This window comes from Halobacillus sp. AWH4_228 (assembly GCF_056158365.1).
The window spans coordinates 2,092,464-2,108,745 of record NZ_JBSWTE010000001.1 but is presented as its reverse complement, the minus strand read 5'-3'; the positions used below and the strand labels follow the sequence as shown (position 1 = coordinate 2,108,745).

Annotated in this window: 16 protein-coding genes and 1 pseudogene; 10 read left to right on the top strand and 7 right to left on the bottom strand. The window is 45.7% G+C overall.

The features are described 5' to 3' along the window. The first annotated feature begins 5 nt into the window (after positions 1-5). From ACXADP_RS10700 to ACXADP_RS10685, 4 genes are read left to right on the top strand one after another with little or no spacing between them, the layout of a single operon-like run. Positions 6-221 carry an acetyl-CoA carboxylase biotin carboxyl carrier protein subunit gene (locus ACXADP_RS10700; RefSeq protein WP_474968604.1) on the top strand — a complete coding sequence of 72 codons (216 nt, stop codon included), beginning with the start codon at positions 6-8 and terminating at the stop codon, positions 219-221. 11 nt (positions 222-232) lie between these two features. Further along, the gene (locus ACXADP_RS10695; protein WP_474971422.1) at positions 233-1,141 is read left to right on the top strand and encodes a hydroxymethylglutaryl-CoA lyase; all 909 of its coding nucleotides are present in this window, start codon (positions 233-235) and stop codon (positions 1,139-1,141) included. Positions 1,142-1,144: 3 nt separating this feature from the next. Beyond that, positions 1,145-1,927: an enoyl-CoA hydratase-related protein gene (locus ACXADP_RS10690; protein WP_474968606.1), complete on the top strand. Its 783-nt coding sequence runs from the start codon at positions 1,145-1,147 to the stop codon at positions 1,925-1,927. A 16-nt stretch (positions 1,928-1,943) separates the two neighbouring features. Then, on the top strand, positions 1,944-3,473 hold the full coding sequence (locus ACXADP_RS10685; protein WP_474970391.1) for an acyl-CoA carboxylase subunit beta: 1,530 nt from the start codon (positions 1,944-1,946) through the stop codon (positions 3,471-3,473). A 39-nt stretch (positions 3,474-3,512) separates the two neighbouring features. Here ACXADP_RS10685 and ACXADP_RS10680 read toward each other — a convergent pair whose 3' ends face one another. Beyond that, positions 3,513-5,474: an AMP-binding protein gene (locus ACXADP_RS10680; RefSeq protein WP_474968607.1), complete on the bottom strand. Its 1,962-nt coding sequence runs from the start codon at positions 5,472-5,474 to the stop codon at positions 3,513-3,515. Between the two features lie 188 nt (positions 5,475-5,662). Here ACXADP_RS10680 and ACXADP_RS10675 point away from each other — a divergent pair, with 188 nt between their 5' ends. The 3 genes from ACXADP_RS10675 (at position 5,663) to ACXADP_RS10665 (ending at position 9,801) form a co-directional block, all read left to right on the top strand. Beyond that, a complete protein-coding gene (locus ACXADP_RS10675) occupies positions 5,663-7,162 on the top strand; it encodes a flotillin family protein (RefSeq protein WP_474971421.1) in 1,500 nt (499 codons plus the stop codon). 313 nt (positions 7,163-7,475) lie between these two features. After that, the gene (locus ACXADP_RS10670; RefSeq protein ID WP_474968609.1) at positions 7,476-8,624 is read left to right on the top strand and encodes an NAD-dependent epimerase/dehydratase family protein; all 1,149 of its coding nucleotides are present in this window, start codon (positions 7,476-7,478) and stop codon (positions 8,622-8,624) included. A 13-nt stretch (positions 8,625-8,637) separates the two neighbouring features. Then, positions 8,638-9,801 carry a glycosyltransferase family 4 protein gene (locus ACXADP_RS10665; protein WP_474968610.1) on the top strand — a complete coding sequence of 388 codons (1,164 nt, stop codon included), beginning with the start codon at positions 8,638-8,640 and terminating at the stop codon, positions 9,799-9,801. Positions 9,802-10,503: 702 nt separating this feature from the next. On the opposite strand, the gene ACXADP_RS10660 is transcribed toward ACXADP_RS10665, so the two are convergent. The 3 genes and pseudogenes from ACXADP_RS10660 to ACXADP_RS10650 all read right to left on the bottom strand — a co-directional run bounded on the left by ACXADP_RS10660 (position 10,504) and on the right by ACXADP_RS10650 (position 12,130). Continuing rightward, on the bottom strand, positions 10,504-10,791 hold the full coding sequence (locus ACXADP_RS10660; RefSeq protein ID WP_474971420.1) for a hypothetical protein: 288 nt from the start codon (positions 10,789-10,791) through the stop codon (positions 10,504-10,506). A 203-nt stretch (positions 10,792-10,994) separates the two neighbouring features. Next, positions 10,995-11,231, bottom strand: a complete 237-nt coding sequence (locus ACXADP_RS10655; protein WP_474971419.1) for a helix-turn-helix domain-containing protein — start codon at positions 11,229-11,231, stop codon at positions 10,995-10,997. Positions 11,232-11,322: 91 nt separating this feature from the next. Continuing rightward, a pseudogene (locus tag ACXADP_RS10650) lies at positions 11,323-12,130 on the bottom strand (aminoglycoside 6-adenylyltransferase). An 87-nt stretch (positions 12,131-12,217) separates the two neighbouring features. On the opposite strand from ACXADP_RS10650, the gene ACXADP_RS10645 reads away from it, so the two are divergent. Beyond that, positions 12,218-12,745, top strand: a complete 528-nt coding sequence (locus tag ACXADP_RS10645) for a hypothetical protein (RefSeq protein WP_474968613.1) — start codon at positions 12,218-12,220, stop codon at positions 12,743-12,745. On the opposite strand, the gene ACXADP_RS10640 is transcribed toward ACXADP_RS10645, so the two are convergent. Then, complete coding sequence (locus ACXADP_RS10640; RefSeq protein WP_474968614.1) at positions 12,734-13,666, bottom strand: exonuclease domain-containing protein; 933 nt, start codon at positions 13,664-13,666, stop codon at positions 12,734-12,736. The genes ACXADP_RS10645 and ACXADP_RS10640 overlap by 12 nt on opposite strands. Positions 13,667-13,998: 332 nt before the next feature. On the opposite strand from ACXADP_RS10640, the gene ACXADP_RS10635 reads away from it, so the two are divergent. Beyond that, entirely contained in the window at positions 13,999-14,343 is a 345-nt protein-coding gene (locus tag ACXADP_RS10635; protein WP_474968615.1) for a DUF3889 domain-containing protein, read from the top strand. 31 nt (positions 14,344-14,374) lie between these two features. On the opposite strand, the gene ACXADP_RS10630 is transcribed toward ACXADP_RS10635, so the two are convergent. Beyond that, entirely contained in the window at positions 14,375-14,929 is a 555-nt protein-coding gene (locus tag ACXADP_RS10630; RefSeq protein WP_474971418.1) for a nitroreductase family protein, read from the bottom strand. 110 nt (positions 14,930-15,039) lie between these two features. After that, positions 15,040-15,627, bottom strand: a complete 588-nt coding sequence (msrB, locus tag ACXADP_RS10625) for a peptide-methionine (R)-S-oxide reductase MsrB (protein ID WP_474968617.1) — start codon at positions 15,625-15,627, stop codon at positions 15,040-15,042. A gap of 135 nt (positions 15,628-15,762) precedes the next feature. Here msrB and ACXADP_RS10620 point away from each other — a divergent pair, with 135 nt between their 5' ends. Then, the gene (locus ACXADP_RS10620) at positions 15,763-16,242 is read left to right on the top strand and encodes a YusW family protein (protein WP_474971417.1); all 480 of its coding nucleotides are present in this window, start codon (positions 15,763-15,765) and stop codon (positions 16,240-16,242) included. Positions 16,243-16,282: the final 40 nt, after the last annotated feature.

Genomic DNA, 16,282 nt, shown 5'->3' with positions numbered 1-16,282 from the left:
TACACATGTTTGAAGTAAAAGCATCGATGGCAGGAAGTGTATGGAAAATCACAGCAGAAGAAGGGGCTGAGATCAATGACGGGGAGGATGTCGTTATCCTAGAATCGATGAAAATGGAAATCCCCATCTCCGCAGAAACGTCCGGGACGATCAAAGAGCTGAAAGTAAGCGAAGGGGACTTTGTCAACGAAGGCGACGTTATTGCGATTATTGAATCATAGGAGCGGATGGTATGCTGAACCTGCCTGATCATGTAACGATAAAGGAAGTCGGACCAAGAGATGGTCTTCAAAACGAAGCAGAGGAAATCCCAACCGAAAATAAAGTCACTTGGATCAATCTGTTATCTGCAACGGGATTGTCTTCGATAGAAATCAGTTCGTTCGTACATCCGAAGTGGATCCCGCAATTGAAGGATGCTGCAAAGGTGGCCGCATCCATAGAACGGAAACCTGGTGTTACGTATGCCGCTCTCGTTCCGAATCAAAAAGGTCTGGAGGCAGCTTTAACGACTGATGTCGATGAAGTCGCCGTCTTTATGTCCGCCAGCGAAACCCACAATCTAAAGAACATTAATAAAACGATTGATGAAACGTTCCCTGTGCTGGAAAACGTTGTACGGACAGCCAAACGCGAAGGGAAACAGGTGCGGGGCTATGTGTCTACAGTCTTCGAGTGTCCTTATGACGGGAAAACCTCACAGGACCAGGTCCTCCGGGTAAGTGACCGATTGTTGCGCATGGGCATTGATGAGTTATCCATGGGAGACACTCTCGGGACAGCGGATCCAAAGCAGGTGGACGAAGCGCTTGACTATTGGAAGCAGCACCTTCCATTAGAAAACATGGCGATGCACTTTCATAACACGAGAGGAATGGCGCTGGCGAACATCGTGGTATCCATGCAGCATGGAATCACCACCTTCGATGCGTCTCTGGGCGGTCTTGGCGGCTGTCCTTATGCGGACGGAGCCTCCGGAAACCTTGCAACAGATGATCTTGTTCATATGCTCCACCAGATGGGGGTTCACACAGGAATAGATGAATCCGCTCTCCAAAGAGCAGCGGATTACATGCAGCGTGTCCTTGGAAAACCGCTTCCCAGTCACGGCATGCAGATCCTGAATAAGGAAAGGGTGTAAGTCATGAATGAACTCATCCGTATGGAAGAGCCGGCGGCCCACGTTTGTCAGCTTACATTAAATCGACCGGACGCGGCCAATGCTCTTTCTCATGCGCTTTTAGATGAGCTGTCTGAAAAAATCGACCATATTCAGTCCCGCTCCGATATCCGGGTCGTCTTACTTACAGGAGAAGGAAGCAAGGCGTTTTGTGCGGGAGCGGATCTAAAGGAAAGGTCCGGAATGTCGGACGAGGAAGTCGTCAAAACCGTGCGGAAAATCGGGGATACTCTTCGTAAATGGGAAAAAGTCACTGTTCCTACGATTGCTCTCATCAATGGAGCGGCTTTCGGAGGCGGACTTGAGCTTGCTCTGGCCTGTGATTTACGTATGATGAGTTCTTCAGCGAAAGTGGGGCTCACGGAAACATCCCTCGCGATCATCCCCGGGGCAGGCGGTACCCAGAGACTTTCAAGATTGATCGGTCCGGGGCGGGCAAAGTCGATGATTTATACAGCCAAACCTGTGGAAGCAGCCAAAGCATTCCAGATGGGGCTCGTTGAATATATGTATGAACCGCAGATGCTTATGGAAGAAGCACAGGATTTGGCTGCCTGTATAGCAAGAAACGGCCCTTTAGCTGTAAAGGCTGCCAAAAACGCAATGGATACCGGGTTTGACATGCCGCTGGAGGAAAGCCTTGAAATTGAGCACGCCGCATACAAGTCGACCATCCCGACGACAGACCGGGTCGAGGGTCTGAACGCTTTTAAGGAAAAACGCAGACCGGAATACAAAGGAGAGTGAGCACGTGGAAAAAACGATGTCGGATCAGCAGTCGTTTGAAGAACGGGTGAAAAAAATCGCCCGGGGCGGCGCAGAAAAATATCATGAAAAGAACGCAGAAAAAGGTAAGATGTTTGTTCGCGACCGCCTCCAGTTGTTGTTTGATGAGGATATTGATATCGAAGATGCTTTTTTTGCCAACTGTCAATCAGAAGGACTTCCAGCAGACGGGGTCGTTACAGGAATCGGCAGGATGAACGGCGAAACCGTGTGTGTGATGGCCAATGACTCTACAGTAAAAGCAGGTTCCTGGGGCGCAAGAACAGTGGAAAAAATTATACGTATTCAGGAAACCGCTCTGAAAATCAATGCTCCAATGCTTTATCTGGTCGATTCAGCGGGGGCAAGGATCACCGATCAAGTCGATATGTTCCCAAACCGGCGCGGAGCGGGACGTATTTTCCATAACCAAATCAAATTATCCGGACGAGTTCCCCAGGTTTGTCTGTTATTCGGACCATCTGCTGCAGGAGGGGCTTATATTCCAGCCTTTTGTGACATTGTCGTTATGGTTGATGGCAATGCCTCCATGTATCTTGGTTCTCCAAGAATGGCAGAAAAGGTAATCGGGGAGAAGGTATCCCTTGAGGAGATGGGTGGTGCGTCCATGCACTGCTCTGTATCAGGATGCGGAGATGTGCTGGCATCAGATGAGAAGGAAGCCATAGGGTATGCCAGGACCTATTTGAGCTACTTTCCAAGTTCCTATCAGGAGCGTCCGAAAACAAGGGAAGCAAGAGAACCGCAGGCGTTTGAAAAAACGATTGAAGAGTTGATACCTGAAAACCAGAATGCTCCTTTTGACATGTATCAGTTCATCGACCGGATTATTGATGAGGACTCCTTTTGTGAAATTAAGAAGAAGTTTGCTCCGGAATTGATTACAGGACTCTCCAGGATCAACGGAAAATCTGTCGGCATCATCGCTAATCAGCCCAGGGCCAAAGGAGGCGTGTTATTTCCGGATTCAGCAGATAAAGCCGCCAAATTCATTCAATTGTGTGATGCCTTTAATATCCCTTTGTTGTTCCTCGCGGATATCCCGGGCTTCATGATTGGAACGAAAGTGGAACAGGCGGGAATTATCCGTCACGGGGCAAAAATGCTGGCGGCTATGAGTGAAGCGACGGTTCCTAAAATCTCTGTCATTGTCAGAAAGGCGTATGGCGCAGGGCTGTATGCCATGGCAGGCCCCGCTTTTGAACCGGACGCTTGCCTCGCCCTGCCTACAGCTCAAATCGCTGTGATGGGACCGGAAGCGGCTGTGAATGCTGTCTACGCCAACAAGATTGCTGCCCTTCCGGAAGAAGACCGTCCTGCCTTCATTAAAGATAAGCAGGAGGAATATAAGGAAAACATCGATATTTACCGGCTGGCTTCAGAAATGGTCGTCGATGATGTCGTGAAACCCGGCCGCCTCCGTCACGAATTGAGTACACGCTATGAAGCCTATACACGTAAAGATGTCCAATTTACAAATCGAAAGCACGGGGTCTACCCGGTTTAAAAACAAACGCCTGGATCTTTTTTGAGATCCAGGCGTTTGTCATGATTCTGTGCCGGCTTTTCTACCAAGATCAGAGATTTCCTGTACACTTTCAGGGTTTTCAAGGGCGCTCAAATCTCCTGTGGACTGGTTTAAATAAGCAGATTTAACCGCACGGCGCATCACTTTGGCATTTCTCGTTTTAGGAAGGTCTGATACCAGGTGGATGATGTCCGGTGACAAAGCTTTTCCGAGCTTCTGATGCAGATGCTTTTTCAATTCTTCAATCAAAGACGCTTGCTCCACCGGTTCATCGTTAACCACTACAAAAGCGACCGGTTCTTCCCCTTTGGTTTCATGAGGGATACCGATGACGCCGGCTTCCAACACAAGAGGGTGGTCCACGAGTACCGTTTCCACTTCCGAGGGACCCAGCCGTTTACCTGCTACATTCAATACGTCATCAGACCGACCGGTAATTGTAAAATAGCCTTTATCATTTTCTACCACCCAGTCTCCGTGCACCCATGTATCCGTAAAGCGGCTCCAGTATGCTTCTTCGTACCGCTCGTCATCTTCAAAAAAACTGTTGGTCATGCCTGCCCATGGCTTACGAATCGCCAATTCACCCACTTCATTAATCACACGTTCTCCTTGATTATTCAATACGACAGCATCCATGCCAGGCAGGGCAGCATTGAAAGTGACCGGCTGGATCGGCTTGATCAGGATATTTCCAAGAATGCCTCCGGATATTTCTGTCCCTCCTGAATAATTAAAGATCGGTACCTGTTTATGACCTGCATGTTCAAACAGCCAGTTCCATGGTTCTTCATTCCAAGGCTCTCCTGTAGATGCAATCAGTTTCAAGGAGGTAAGAGAATGACGATGCAGCCATTCAGGCCCGTACTTCATCGATGTGCGTACCAGCGTTGGAGAAAGACCGAGATGTGTCACGTTATACGTGTCGACAATCTCCCATAAGCGGTCAGGTCTGGGATAATCCGGTGTGCCTTCAAACATGACGATGGAGGCGCCGTTAATAAGACCTCCGTAAACGAGGAAAGGCCCCATCATCCATCCCATATCGGTGTACCAGAACAAAGTATCCTCCTTAGTAACGTTCATACAGATTCCCGCATCAAAAGCGGCTTTTATCGGAAAACCCGCATGTGTATGAACCGCACCTTTCGGTTTACCTGTCGTACCTGATGTGTAAATCAACATGAAGGGATCACCGGCTTTTGTAGCGGCTGATGGAAAAGGACCCTTTTTTTTCTGCAGTGAAGACCAGGCAACGTCCCGCGGCTCATGCCACTGGATATCCGTACCGGTTCGCTCAACAACAAAGACATGCTCCAGAGAGGGACACTGCTCTGCTGCTGCATCTGCCTGATCTTTCATTTGAATGGTTTTCCCGCGCCGGTAGAAGCCATCGACCGTTATCATGGCTTTTGCTCTTGAAGCCTGGATTCTTGCAGCTACGGCATCTGCTTTATATCCGGAGAACGCAGGGGAAAAGACAGCACCGACTTTAGAAAGGGCAAGCATACTGATCAGGGTTTCCGGAATCATCGGCATATAAATCGTCACAATATCCCCTTCCGCTATACCATAGCGCTGGAATCCGTGTGCAGTCTGATCGACAGCTTCCTGAAGTTCTATAAAAGAATAGGAGGATGAATCGCCACGATCTCCTTCCCAGAACAAGGCCGTTTTATTTCTATGCTCCGGGTCTTCCGCCCATTTGTCGAGGGCATTATGAGCCGCGTTGATTTCACCTCCGACAAACCATTGGGGATACGGGAGGCCCCGGGACAAATCAAGCGTCTTTTTGAAGGGAACAGACCATTCGATGCCGAGTTCCCGGCATGCTTCCTCCCACATCCATTCCACCCGGTCTGTTGTGACTTTATGAAAGGTATCATAATCCGTAAAGCCTGATCTTTTCATCCACTGAAACAAGCGGGTGGATTCTTTCTGCTTTTGTGTCGGATTCCATACATTTGGATATGTACGCATAGAAACTTCCTCCTCATTCAGGAATGACTTGAATCCATTATATAATAAAGCGTTTTCATAAACTACAAATGTACAGATTTCACAAACTTTATAAAAAAATCCAGAAAATCTGAAACAAAAGGAGGGGGTTTTTCGATATGCTAGACAGCCCTTCTTTTTACAAGGGACTAATGGAAGGAGTGGATGGTATGTTCGAGGGAGCTTTAACGGTTATTATTCTGGGAGTTCTTGGTGCTGCCTTAATCATCGGCGGAATTGTAACCTTTATTATTTTCCGTCTGCGTTATAAAACGGCAAGTTCCAATGAAGCTTTGATTGTAACAGGGCCGAAGCTTGGAGATCCGGAACAGGAAAAGAACGTGTTTGAAGATGATAACGGAAGGTCGGTTAAAATCATTCGGGGCGGCGGGTATCGTCTCCGGATGTTCCAGACAGCAACACCCATTGATTTAACGTCCTTTCAACTGCAGGTCAATTCTGAGAAGGCCTACACAAAGGAAGGGATTCCGGTACGCGTAGCCAGTACAGCCGTCATCAGTATCGGCAGTGAGCTTGAGATTATGGCGAACTTTGCTGAGAAGTTTCTCGGGAAGAAGCAGAACGAGCGGGAATCAGAACTGAAGGATGTACTGAATGGACATTTGAGGTCCATTATCGCCTCCTTGCCGATTGAGAAGATTTACAACGACTTTAAAGAAGTCAATACGCAGGTGAAGCGGATTGCAGAAGCAGACTTGAAAGGCATGGGTTTTGAGATTACATCCTTTGCTTTGAATGATGTGGAAGATGTAGACACCGAGAACGGCTACATAGATGCGCTCGGGCGCCCTCATATCGCTGAAGTACAGAAAAAAGCGAATATGGCGGAATCGGATGCAACGAAGGAAACACGCATTTATCAGGCTAAGAACGATCAGGAAGCGCAGGATGAGGAAAACCGACGCCTGACGGCTGTTGCATCTTCCACTAAAGAAAAAGATATTAAGGAAGCGGAATTCCAGACTGAAACAAACCGGGCGAAAGCGAATGCCGACCAGGCTGGTGAACTGGAACGCCAGAAGCTTGCCCAGCAGATTAAGGAAGAGGAATTGAAAGTTCAGTATATTGAAAAGCAGCGGGCCGTGGAGCTTGAAGAAGAAGAAAACAAGCGGAGACGATCCATTGCTGATGCGGAAGCTTATGAAGTCACGAAACGGGCCCAGGCAGAAGCAGATAATGAGCGGATCAAAGGGGAGTCTGACGCCGAAGTTATCCGTCAGCGCGGTATAGCGGAAGCGGAATCGAAAGAACGGATGGCCAAAGCAATGGAACACTACGGTGAAGCGGCCATTATGGAAATGTTGATTAAGGTTCTTCCTGAATATGCAGAGAAAGTGTCCGCGCCGATCAGTCAGATCAAGGATATGAAAGTGATTGATATGGGTGGAGCAGACTCCAGAGGTGGCTCCTCTAAAGTTGCAGGCAATGTAACCTCGACAATGCTTGGGATACAGGAGTCTTTGAAGGAAACAACAGGCATGGATCTGAAAGCGATGCTTGAGAGCTATGTTTCCAGAGGAACCGTCAATGGTTTTGCTTCTGAGGATAAAAAAGGCGCAGAGGAAGCGGCAGCAGCAGCTGAATCGCCTGAACAGGATGAAGAATCATCAGGGGACAAGCCAGAAGAAAACGAAGAAAAAGAAGAATGACGAAGCGGCGGGGAGCGGATGATGCTTCCCGCATTTTTTATCATTTCAGGTTTAAACTATTGGGATCGTGGGTAAAATCTCATTTAGGTCTCAAAGTCCGACATATTTCGTTTTCTTCTGAGTGTTTATGGAGTTTACAAAGAATTAATTGTTTCAAAATTGAATTAATGGTAAAGTCAAAAACGTAGAGACCATGACTGAACAGGAAAGGCATACCGGTTTGGTGGAATCTTTCCAGTTTTCGAACATTAGTCAAAAGTGTTACTCTATAAAAGAGAATACGAGTATGCAAGATGTAACTAGGAGGTAGATTATGAGAATTATTGTAGCAGGGGGAGATGGTTTCTGCGGATGGCCGACTGCCCTGTACCTATCCAAGCAGGGTCATGATGTAACCATCGTAGACAATTTAGTACGCAGAAAGTATGATGACGAGCTTCGCTCCAATTCAGTAACACCCATTGCCACACTTGAAGAGCGGGTGGCCAAATGGAAAGAAGTATCAGGGAAAGAGATTAAAACCTTTATCGGCGATCTCAACCACTATGATTTCCTGAGTGAAGTTTTCCGTCAGGTGGAGCCTGAGGCGTTCGTTCACTTTGCTGAGCAGCGTTCTGCTCCTTATTCCATGATTGACCGTGAGCATGCGGTGTATACGCAGACGAACAATGTCATGGGGAACTTGAACGTTCTTTATGCCATCAAGGATTTCGCACCGGAATGCCATTTGATCAAACTGGGCACGATGGGCGAATACGGCACACCCAACATTGATATTGAAGAAGGATATATTGAAATTGAACATAAAGGAAGAAAAGACACGCTTCCATACCCTAAGCAGCCGGGCTCTTTCTATCACTTGTCCAAAGTGCATGACAGCCATAACATTACGTTCGCCTGCAAAATCTGGGGTATTCGTGCGACAGATTTAAACCAGGGTATCGTTTATGGTTTACATACCGAAGAAACACGTATGGACCCGGTGCTTGTGAACCGTGTGGACTATGACGGTGTGTTCGGGACGGCTCTGAACCGCTTCATCAATCAGGCAGCAATCGGGCATGATATTACGGTGTATGGTTCAGGCGGACAGACGCGTGCGTTCCTAAACATTGAAGATACCGTGCGCTGTGTGGAAATCGCCGCGGAAAACCCGGCAGATAAAGGGGAATTTCGTGTATTCAACCAGTTTACAGAATGGTTCTCCGTTCAGGAGCTGGCTGAAAGAGTTTATAAGATCGCGAAGGAGGAAGGTCTTCAAACAGAAGTGAAGAAGATTGAAAATCCTCGTATTGAGAATGAAGACCATTATTATAATGCGGTCAATACGAAACTCCGTGACCTTGGTCTGGAGCCTCATCTGCTGACAGACGATGTGATCCGGGATATCCTCCGTACAGCTGTTGAAAACAAAGATCGTATTATCCAGGAGAATGTTCTGCCATCAATTACCTGGAAGTAAGGAGTTTTCCGCTTTGAAAATCGCCATCATTACAGAAACTTTCCTGCCATCAACAGATGGAGTAGTTACAAGACTGAAGGAAGCCATTACGTATCTCCTCAACCAGGATCATGAAGTGGTTGTCATTGCTCCAGATCTTGGTGTGAAGGAATACAAAGGAGCGATTGTTGAAGGGGTTAAAACGACAAAACTGCCTTTTTACAGGTCCAAGGAATTCAGCCTGCCTCAAAAACGGGTGAAGGATCTGCTGCAAAAGCACGATCCTGACCTCGTTCACGTGGTCAACCCAGCCCTCGTCGGGGTTTCTGGTGTGTATTATGCGGATAAGCTGAATTACCCGCTGATTGCTTCATACCACACACACGTGCCGAAATACCTGGACTATTACAGGCTTTATCCATTTAAACCGCTTGTATGGTGGTACTTCAGAAAGCTTCATAACTACGCCCATGTCAACTTATGCACATCACAGGCGATTAAGACGGAGCTGGATGATAAGAATTTCCATAATGTCAGCGTATGGGACAGAGGTGTAGCTGTGGATCATTATCATCCCGGACACCGGACCGAGTCTATGCGCAGCCGTTTATCCAACGGTAAACCAGAAAATAAGCTGCTTGTGTTCGTCGGAAGACTGGCACCTGAGAAAGAAATTCATAAAATCAGGCCGCTGCTGGACGAACGGGAAGACATTTCTCTTGCGATTGTGGGGGATGGTCCTGTCAAAGGAGAACTCGAGGAGGCCTTTAAAGGGACGAATACAGTGTTTACAGGCCTGCTTCATGGAGATGAACTGGCTGAGGCATTTTCTTCTTCAGACGCGCTTATTTTTCCGTCGGTGACCGAAACACTGGGTCTTGTTATATTGGAGGCTATGGCGTCAGGTTTACCCGTCATAGCAGCCAAGAGTGGTCCGACAATGGAGCAGGTGGAAGATGGCCGCACAGGGCTTTTATTTGAAAATGAGAATACCGAAAGCATGATTGAAGCCATCAACCGTTTGGAAGATACCTCTCTTTATGCCGACCTTTGCAGGAATGCCAGGAAGGAAGCTGAAAAACACAGCTGGCAGAAGCCTTCTGAGCAGATCTTGGACTATTACTACAAAACGCTTCGCGTGTACGAGGAAAGTACAGCTCAAACACCAAAAAAATCGAAAGTTAAGGTCACAGAGTAATAACTCTGTGGCTTTTTTATGCAGTTTTAACTCCAATGAAAGGATAATAACGGAATAAGAACATACGTTCTATACCCGAAAAAGAGGCACATTTTACACTTTATCATAATATTCTTACTTATTACTTAGTAGCAACTCCAATAAATAAATAAAAAAAACCATACATAACACGTAACAAATCGGAGGGAGGTCAAACTAGTACAAATTCATATTCAAATCAAGGAGCTGTTTCAATGAAATGGCAGGGAAAATTGGCATCAGGCGCTTATATGAAGGAAACGAATCCGTGTGACATGCAGCAGATTGAGCATTTTCAAATCAAAATACTTAATGAAGATCAATAGATTCATCTAAATGAATATTTGAAAAAACAAAGAAATGATAAAAGTCATGGGTTAACCATCAATGAACATATGCTGGTGCCGTTAAATAGGATGGATGTTCATAGGATTTTGTTGGAAGATGTTACGGCAATTTGAAATTTCATCAATCAACTGAAAGATACTCAATGATCATTATGTGCTGCGATAAAACAGTAACATTTGATTTTTAATTGCATGCGGAATGTCTACAATCCTGTTTCATTTTGTTTTGTCTCAATAACATGAGTAAACTTAATATTTGAGACAGGATTACATGATTTGCACTAGCTTAGTATAATATATATTATGTTAACTAGATAAAAAGTAAAAATTAAGAGGATCATGAATCATCCCCTTTTTTATGGTTCACCAATTTTTCAGCTGCCCTTCGGAATTCCGGGTCTTTTCTCAACCATGTCCGATACGTATTTACAAGAATGACTACTTCTTTGCATGCATCCAATTCAGAAGCATGTTTGCTCAGCTCATGTAAAACGATTTCTTTTCTTTCTTTTACGGCCAAACTTGTTTTTAAGTGTTTAAGATCTTGGAGTTCTTTATAATCCATTTCTTCTTTATTGAATTCTGCCAGTTTCCGGTCTATACATAAGTCATGATTTTCATACATCCATCTGCTGAACTCAAATATAGACTTCCGACCACTGACTATAACCCGCACATATGGACCACTGGGCTTCGCATAGCATGAACGATTCAGACCCTCCAACCATATTCACCTGTTTTTTTGATCATTAATGTTTCCATCACCATCAAAATAACCGCGGACAAAATGATTGAGATATACTCCAGGTACAAGAGAAAACTTCAATTTCATGGATTTATTGGGGACCATGTTTTAAAGTAATGCTCGTTGACGTGATATTTACGTTTCCAGCTGCCGCGGGGACGCATAGGCACATTCATCTTTTTCAGAATAAGACGAATGGCGGCCGGAGTAATGCCCGCCTCTCCTGCAATCACTGTTGTACTTTCCCCATGTTTGTACCGTTCTGCAATTTCTTCATTCGTCAGCCGGCGTCTCCTTGAACTCGATCCATTCGATACCATGATCAGCCTCCTTAGACTAGTTAAGATCATTATACCGAACATTTGTTCCTGTATCTATTTTTCCGCACTTTTACATGCCACACCTTTTTTTTCAATCCTTTAAGTAAGCGTATACATCATTGCTGTTAAAGGATTCAGCTGAGATGCTCAAAGATACTTCGCTTTCGAGTATTTGAAATAACTCAGCGATTGTGAGGAGCGCCTTCCAATTCCCATTGTAATCACTTCCTGTATAAGTGGCTTGATAAGATACCCAAAGTTCTTCAGGAAGAAATCGTTCAAAATATTTACCGGAACTGCCGACAGAGACTGAAAAATCATGTTTTGAGCCAATGTACCAGCTCATCATTTGGTGCAGCATCCTTCTCACAGGACCCTCCAACATCGTTTTAGCATAAGGCAGCTGCTTCCGCTCCAAGCCTTTAGCCACATACAGGCTGACCCACCAGAATTCATTGCTGCAGCGATAAACCTCTTCCTGTACAGGTTTCTCAACGATGTAATCGCTGTTGTCTGGAGCAGGAATTTCCGGAAGACACCCATCTTTGTCGAGCAGAACTTCCGTTAAACTCTCGAATGTTTCAGGAAGATCGTGGACGTCAACGAGAGTCAAATCAATTCTTGTCCCATCTGTAAACTGCATCAAATAAGCAAACCGTCCCCTCCTTCCATCCTCATCGTATAAAGGATAATGATCAGGCATCTGTGTGATCAGCCGCTCCCCGAAAACATCAATCCATGTGTGATCTTTCATAAAGGACGAAAAATCAGACACGATACTGAATGTCGTAATCCTGAAGAGCGTCATGTTCTGCACTCGCATTGACCCTTGATCCATTTAACAGCACCGCTCGTATCCGCTCATCCTGCTCAGCCGTATGTAAAACCAAATCATACATCTCCTGTTCTGTACGCACCTTTAAACCCCTCTCCGATAGTTGTCATTCTTTCATCCATTGCTTACGATAAGAATGAGGTGGTGTATTATGAAAAAAATGTCCGTTTTGATCATTACCATTTTCGTTTTTATTCTCTATCGTCCTAAAAGAGTCCATTCCTGTACATTCGACCCTGCAGAGGTGTTACCAGGAGATGTATTGTTTTCTCCTATTGGTAAACGGGAGTCCAAATATGTAGGCCATGCAGGTATTGTCACGACAGATAAAAAGGTTCTACATTCCATTCCTTCCGGTTTGGTCAAGGATGAACCTGACGTTTACAAAAGAAAGTTCCGCAGAGTTTCTCACTACCGGGCACATGAGGAAGACACAGGCCTGCGTTCTGCTGCGTTTGCTGAATGTTTATACCAGAGATACCCTGAAGCTTTGTATCGTATTCACACCCCCTTAAATGGCCCTGAGGACGTTCAGTACTGCACAAAAATTGTCTGGCAGTCCTATTACGCTGCTGGAGTTAATTTAGGATTTCTGCCTGAAAAAGCCAGAGCCGTCCACCCCCTTTGGTTAAGGGACAGCAAGCATTTATATCCATTAAAGAGGCGTTCAAACCGTTGAACGCCTTACATAATTCAGGAAATCCGCTTCTGATAAAATCTCGATCGATGCTCCCTGGCTTAACAATGTCTCCGCTCTTTCCAATTTGGACGTTTTTTCTCCTGCGGTGTACCGCTCATACGTTTTGGTTCCAACGACCACAAAATTGGTGGCTGCTTCAATATCATAATGAAACACTCCTCCGTGCTGAATCACCTTCTCAACAGCTTCCTCCCTCTTCATATGGGAAAGCCGTCCGGTAAAGGAAACCGAAGCCTTGTACAAAGGATGAGAAGGATCCAATTCTACGGATGCTGCTGTGAAAGAAGAAGCTGATGGCTTCTGTGCTCTCCGCTTTTTATTCAACCGCGCCGGTTCATAACCCCCTTCATACATCATCCCGTTCGTTGTCCCTGATTTATCCACGAGATCTTTAGAGTCGGCCGCTTGCAGCTTTTCTTTTGCCTTCATGAAAATATGAGCCGCTGCTTTTGCATCTTCAAGAGCATGGTGATGGGAAAATGAAAAGCCCAGATGATCCGCTACACGATTCAAATTGTATTTAGGAAGCTGCCACGTCTTCCTTGAAATATTCAATGTACAGTTGTAGGCAAGCATGGGATAAGGAAGGTTGTACTCATCGAGGACGGCTCTTAGAACACCCATGTCAAACTGGGCATTATGAGCGATCAAAAGCTTTCCTTCCACCATGGATTTAATTTCATTTTCCCACAACGTATGAAATTCCTCGGCATCTTTGACATCTTCCTTGGTAATTCCGTGCACGCGTACATTTATGGGAGCAAAATAATTCTTCTTCGGTTTCACCAAACGGTAATATTCCCTGACAAGCCGTCCGTTTTCATACTCCACAAGCCCGATGGAACAAACCGACCCTTTGGATGCATTAGCCGTTTCAAAATCAAGCGCTGTAAAATTCATAACAATCTCCTTTCCCCTTCCTTTCTTTATGATAAAACGCTTCGGATGATTCGTCTAATATAATCCATCCGGACTGCATAGAGAACCCATCATCCGCTTATGATAAGAAGGAAAGGAGTGGCATAAATGACCTTCGATTTCGCACGCCTCCCCTCAGATCAGCTGCAGCAGATCAAACAGCTGGAGGAGAAATACAACATTGTATTGATTGCTTACGATGACAAATACATGAAATAGAAAAAGGTGCCTGATCCTATGGGCACCTTTTGTTTATCCACCCGCATAGATTTGCGGATTCTATAAAAACTAATGAGGATAAAGGAGGGATGATGATGAAGCGTAGAGGAAAACGGACATTTTATAAAGGAGCAGTCTTTCTTATGGCTCTTTTGTTTCTTTCCGTGTCCTTCAACCACGTGTTTGCCCAGCCTGATTATGCCAAATGGGGGAAAGCAGCGGTTGAGGAAACGGATAAGAACTATCCAGATTACGACCTGGTGAATTATGATTATCAGGGGAAAGTGGCCATTGCAGATAACCGGGAGCAGTATACCTTCCTTTTTACTATGGATCAAGCGGGCACAAAAAAGAACGTACGCGTGTATGTCCTGGTCAATCCTGCAGAGGATCAATTGATTGAGATCCAGTTTGAAGACATAGCGTCTTCTTCTCCGTAAAAAAGCACACCTCCTGAGGGGTGTGCTGGATTTATGGTGTATAAAGGGTGAATTTATCGTCTATGGACGTCCTTTTTTTAGGTTCTGGTTTTTCGTCAAAGTACCCCATGTGAATGAAGCCGACAACCTTTTCATCCGGCTGAATCCCAAGCAGTTCATGAACCTCCGGGTCATAGATGTGCGGATTCGTCTTCCAAACCACGCCAAGGTCTCTTTCCCATGCCAGCAGCTGGAAGTTTTGAAGCAGACAGCTGACGGCGCCGAAATTCTCCTCCCACACTTTCTGCCTTGGATCTTCATCCATCACAACAATTAAGAAAGCAGAAGGCTTGCTGAAATAATCTCTGCGGTCTTCCTTCCGTTCTTCCGGAAACGTCTCGACGAGGGAAGATACAAAAGCCTCTTTCTGCTCAGAAGGTACATAGATGAACCGCCATGGTTCACGCATCCCGTGGGTTGGTGCCCATACGGCATCCTCCAGAAGTTCCTTCACGAGTTCTGTCGGTACAGGTTTATCCAGATAGCCGGTTTTGATGGAGCGTCTTTCTCTAATAACCTCTGCTAATTTTGATTTGGTTTGATTCATGCCTCTCACCCTCATTATCATCATTATTTATGGTAATGATAATCGTTCTCAGTGATGTTGTCAAGGCCGCATTCTTTAAAGTAGAAAAAAGACAGGGATCCCCCCCTGTCTTATGCTTTATCAAAGACCTCTAAGAACTCCCCGTAACCTCTTTCCTCCATTTCATCAACAGGAATGAACTCAAGAGCGGCACTGTTCATGCAGTAGCGGAGCCCGGTCGGTTCAGGTCCATCATTGAACACGTGGCCAACATGGCTGTCTCCCCCTTTACTGCGCACCTCTGTCCGCATGCCGAAAATGCCCGGATCGTCTTTCGTGACTATATTCTCTTCCACCAGCGGCTTTGTAAAACTCGGCCATCCGGTCCCAGATTTGTATTTATCCTGCGAGCTGAACAACGGTTCCTTGGAAACAACATCCACGTAAATGCCTGCCTGCTTGTTGTTCCAGTATGCATTATCGAACGCCTTTTCTGTTCCATCCTGCTGGGTGACTTTGTATTGGATGTCACTCAGTTGATCATTCAGTTGTGCCTTTGTCCATTCAACAGTGTCCCCGTTATACATTTCAATCGTTTTCGTGCCGGCTGACGCCTTTTTTTCAGGATCGGATGAAGCCCCCGTGTTTTTACTCCATGTGAAAAGGCCGATGCCTGCAACGACGATTATAAGGGAAAGCCAGATCGATAGACTTTTCATAAATCATCCTCCTTTGATCGGATTATTTTTATTTTAACATGCAGCAGGAACGATGAATAAATTTGTGCCTGCTGCATGTGTTATAAACAAGAGACAACTCGGCTATCCTGATTAACAGACAGGAGGTGCAATTCAATGCATACATGGATCTTGCTCATATTTTCTGCCTTCATTCTCCTTACTGCCTGCGGAGAACCTGTCGGTGAAAAGGAAGCAGAGACAGCCGAACTTAACGCCGTAGACAATATATCGTATGAGTTGGCGGATTCGACCGCCGGTGCTTTTTCATTTACTGCCTTTAATCTCGATGTTCACTATCCCGGAGGTGTAACCTACCGCGTGTACTATTCAGCTTATGATCAAGGAGCGCAGGCGGTTGTGTACGAAATGGGCAGAGAAAGAATCTCAGGGACGAAAGCCATGAATCAGTTGACGCCCCTCTTCCGGGAAATGAGTTTTGATGCAGATTCCCCAAATGCCCTTGTCATCAACGACGTCCTGCACATTTTTGGACTGGATACCGGATATGAACACTTTTCGCTGCGTGTCACCTATGCAGACGAGCCGGAGCGGCATTATGAAAGCAGTAAAAAACAGCCCCTGTCAAACCAATGACATAGCGGCTGTTTTGTTTTTTTGTTTAGGATTGGAGTTG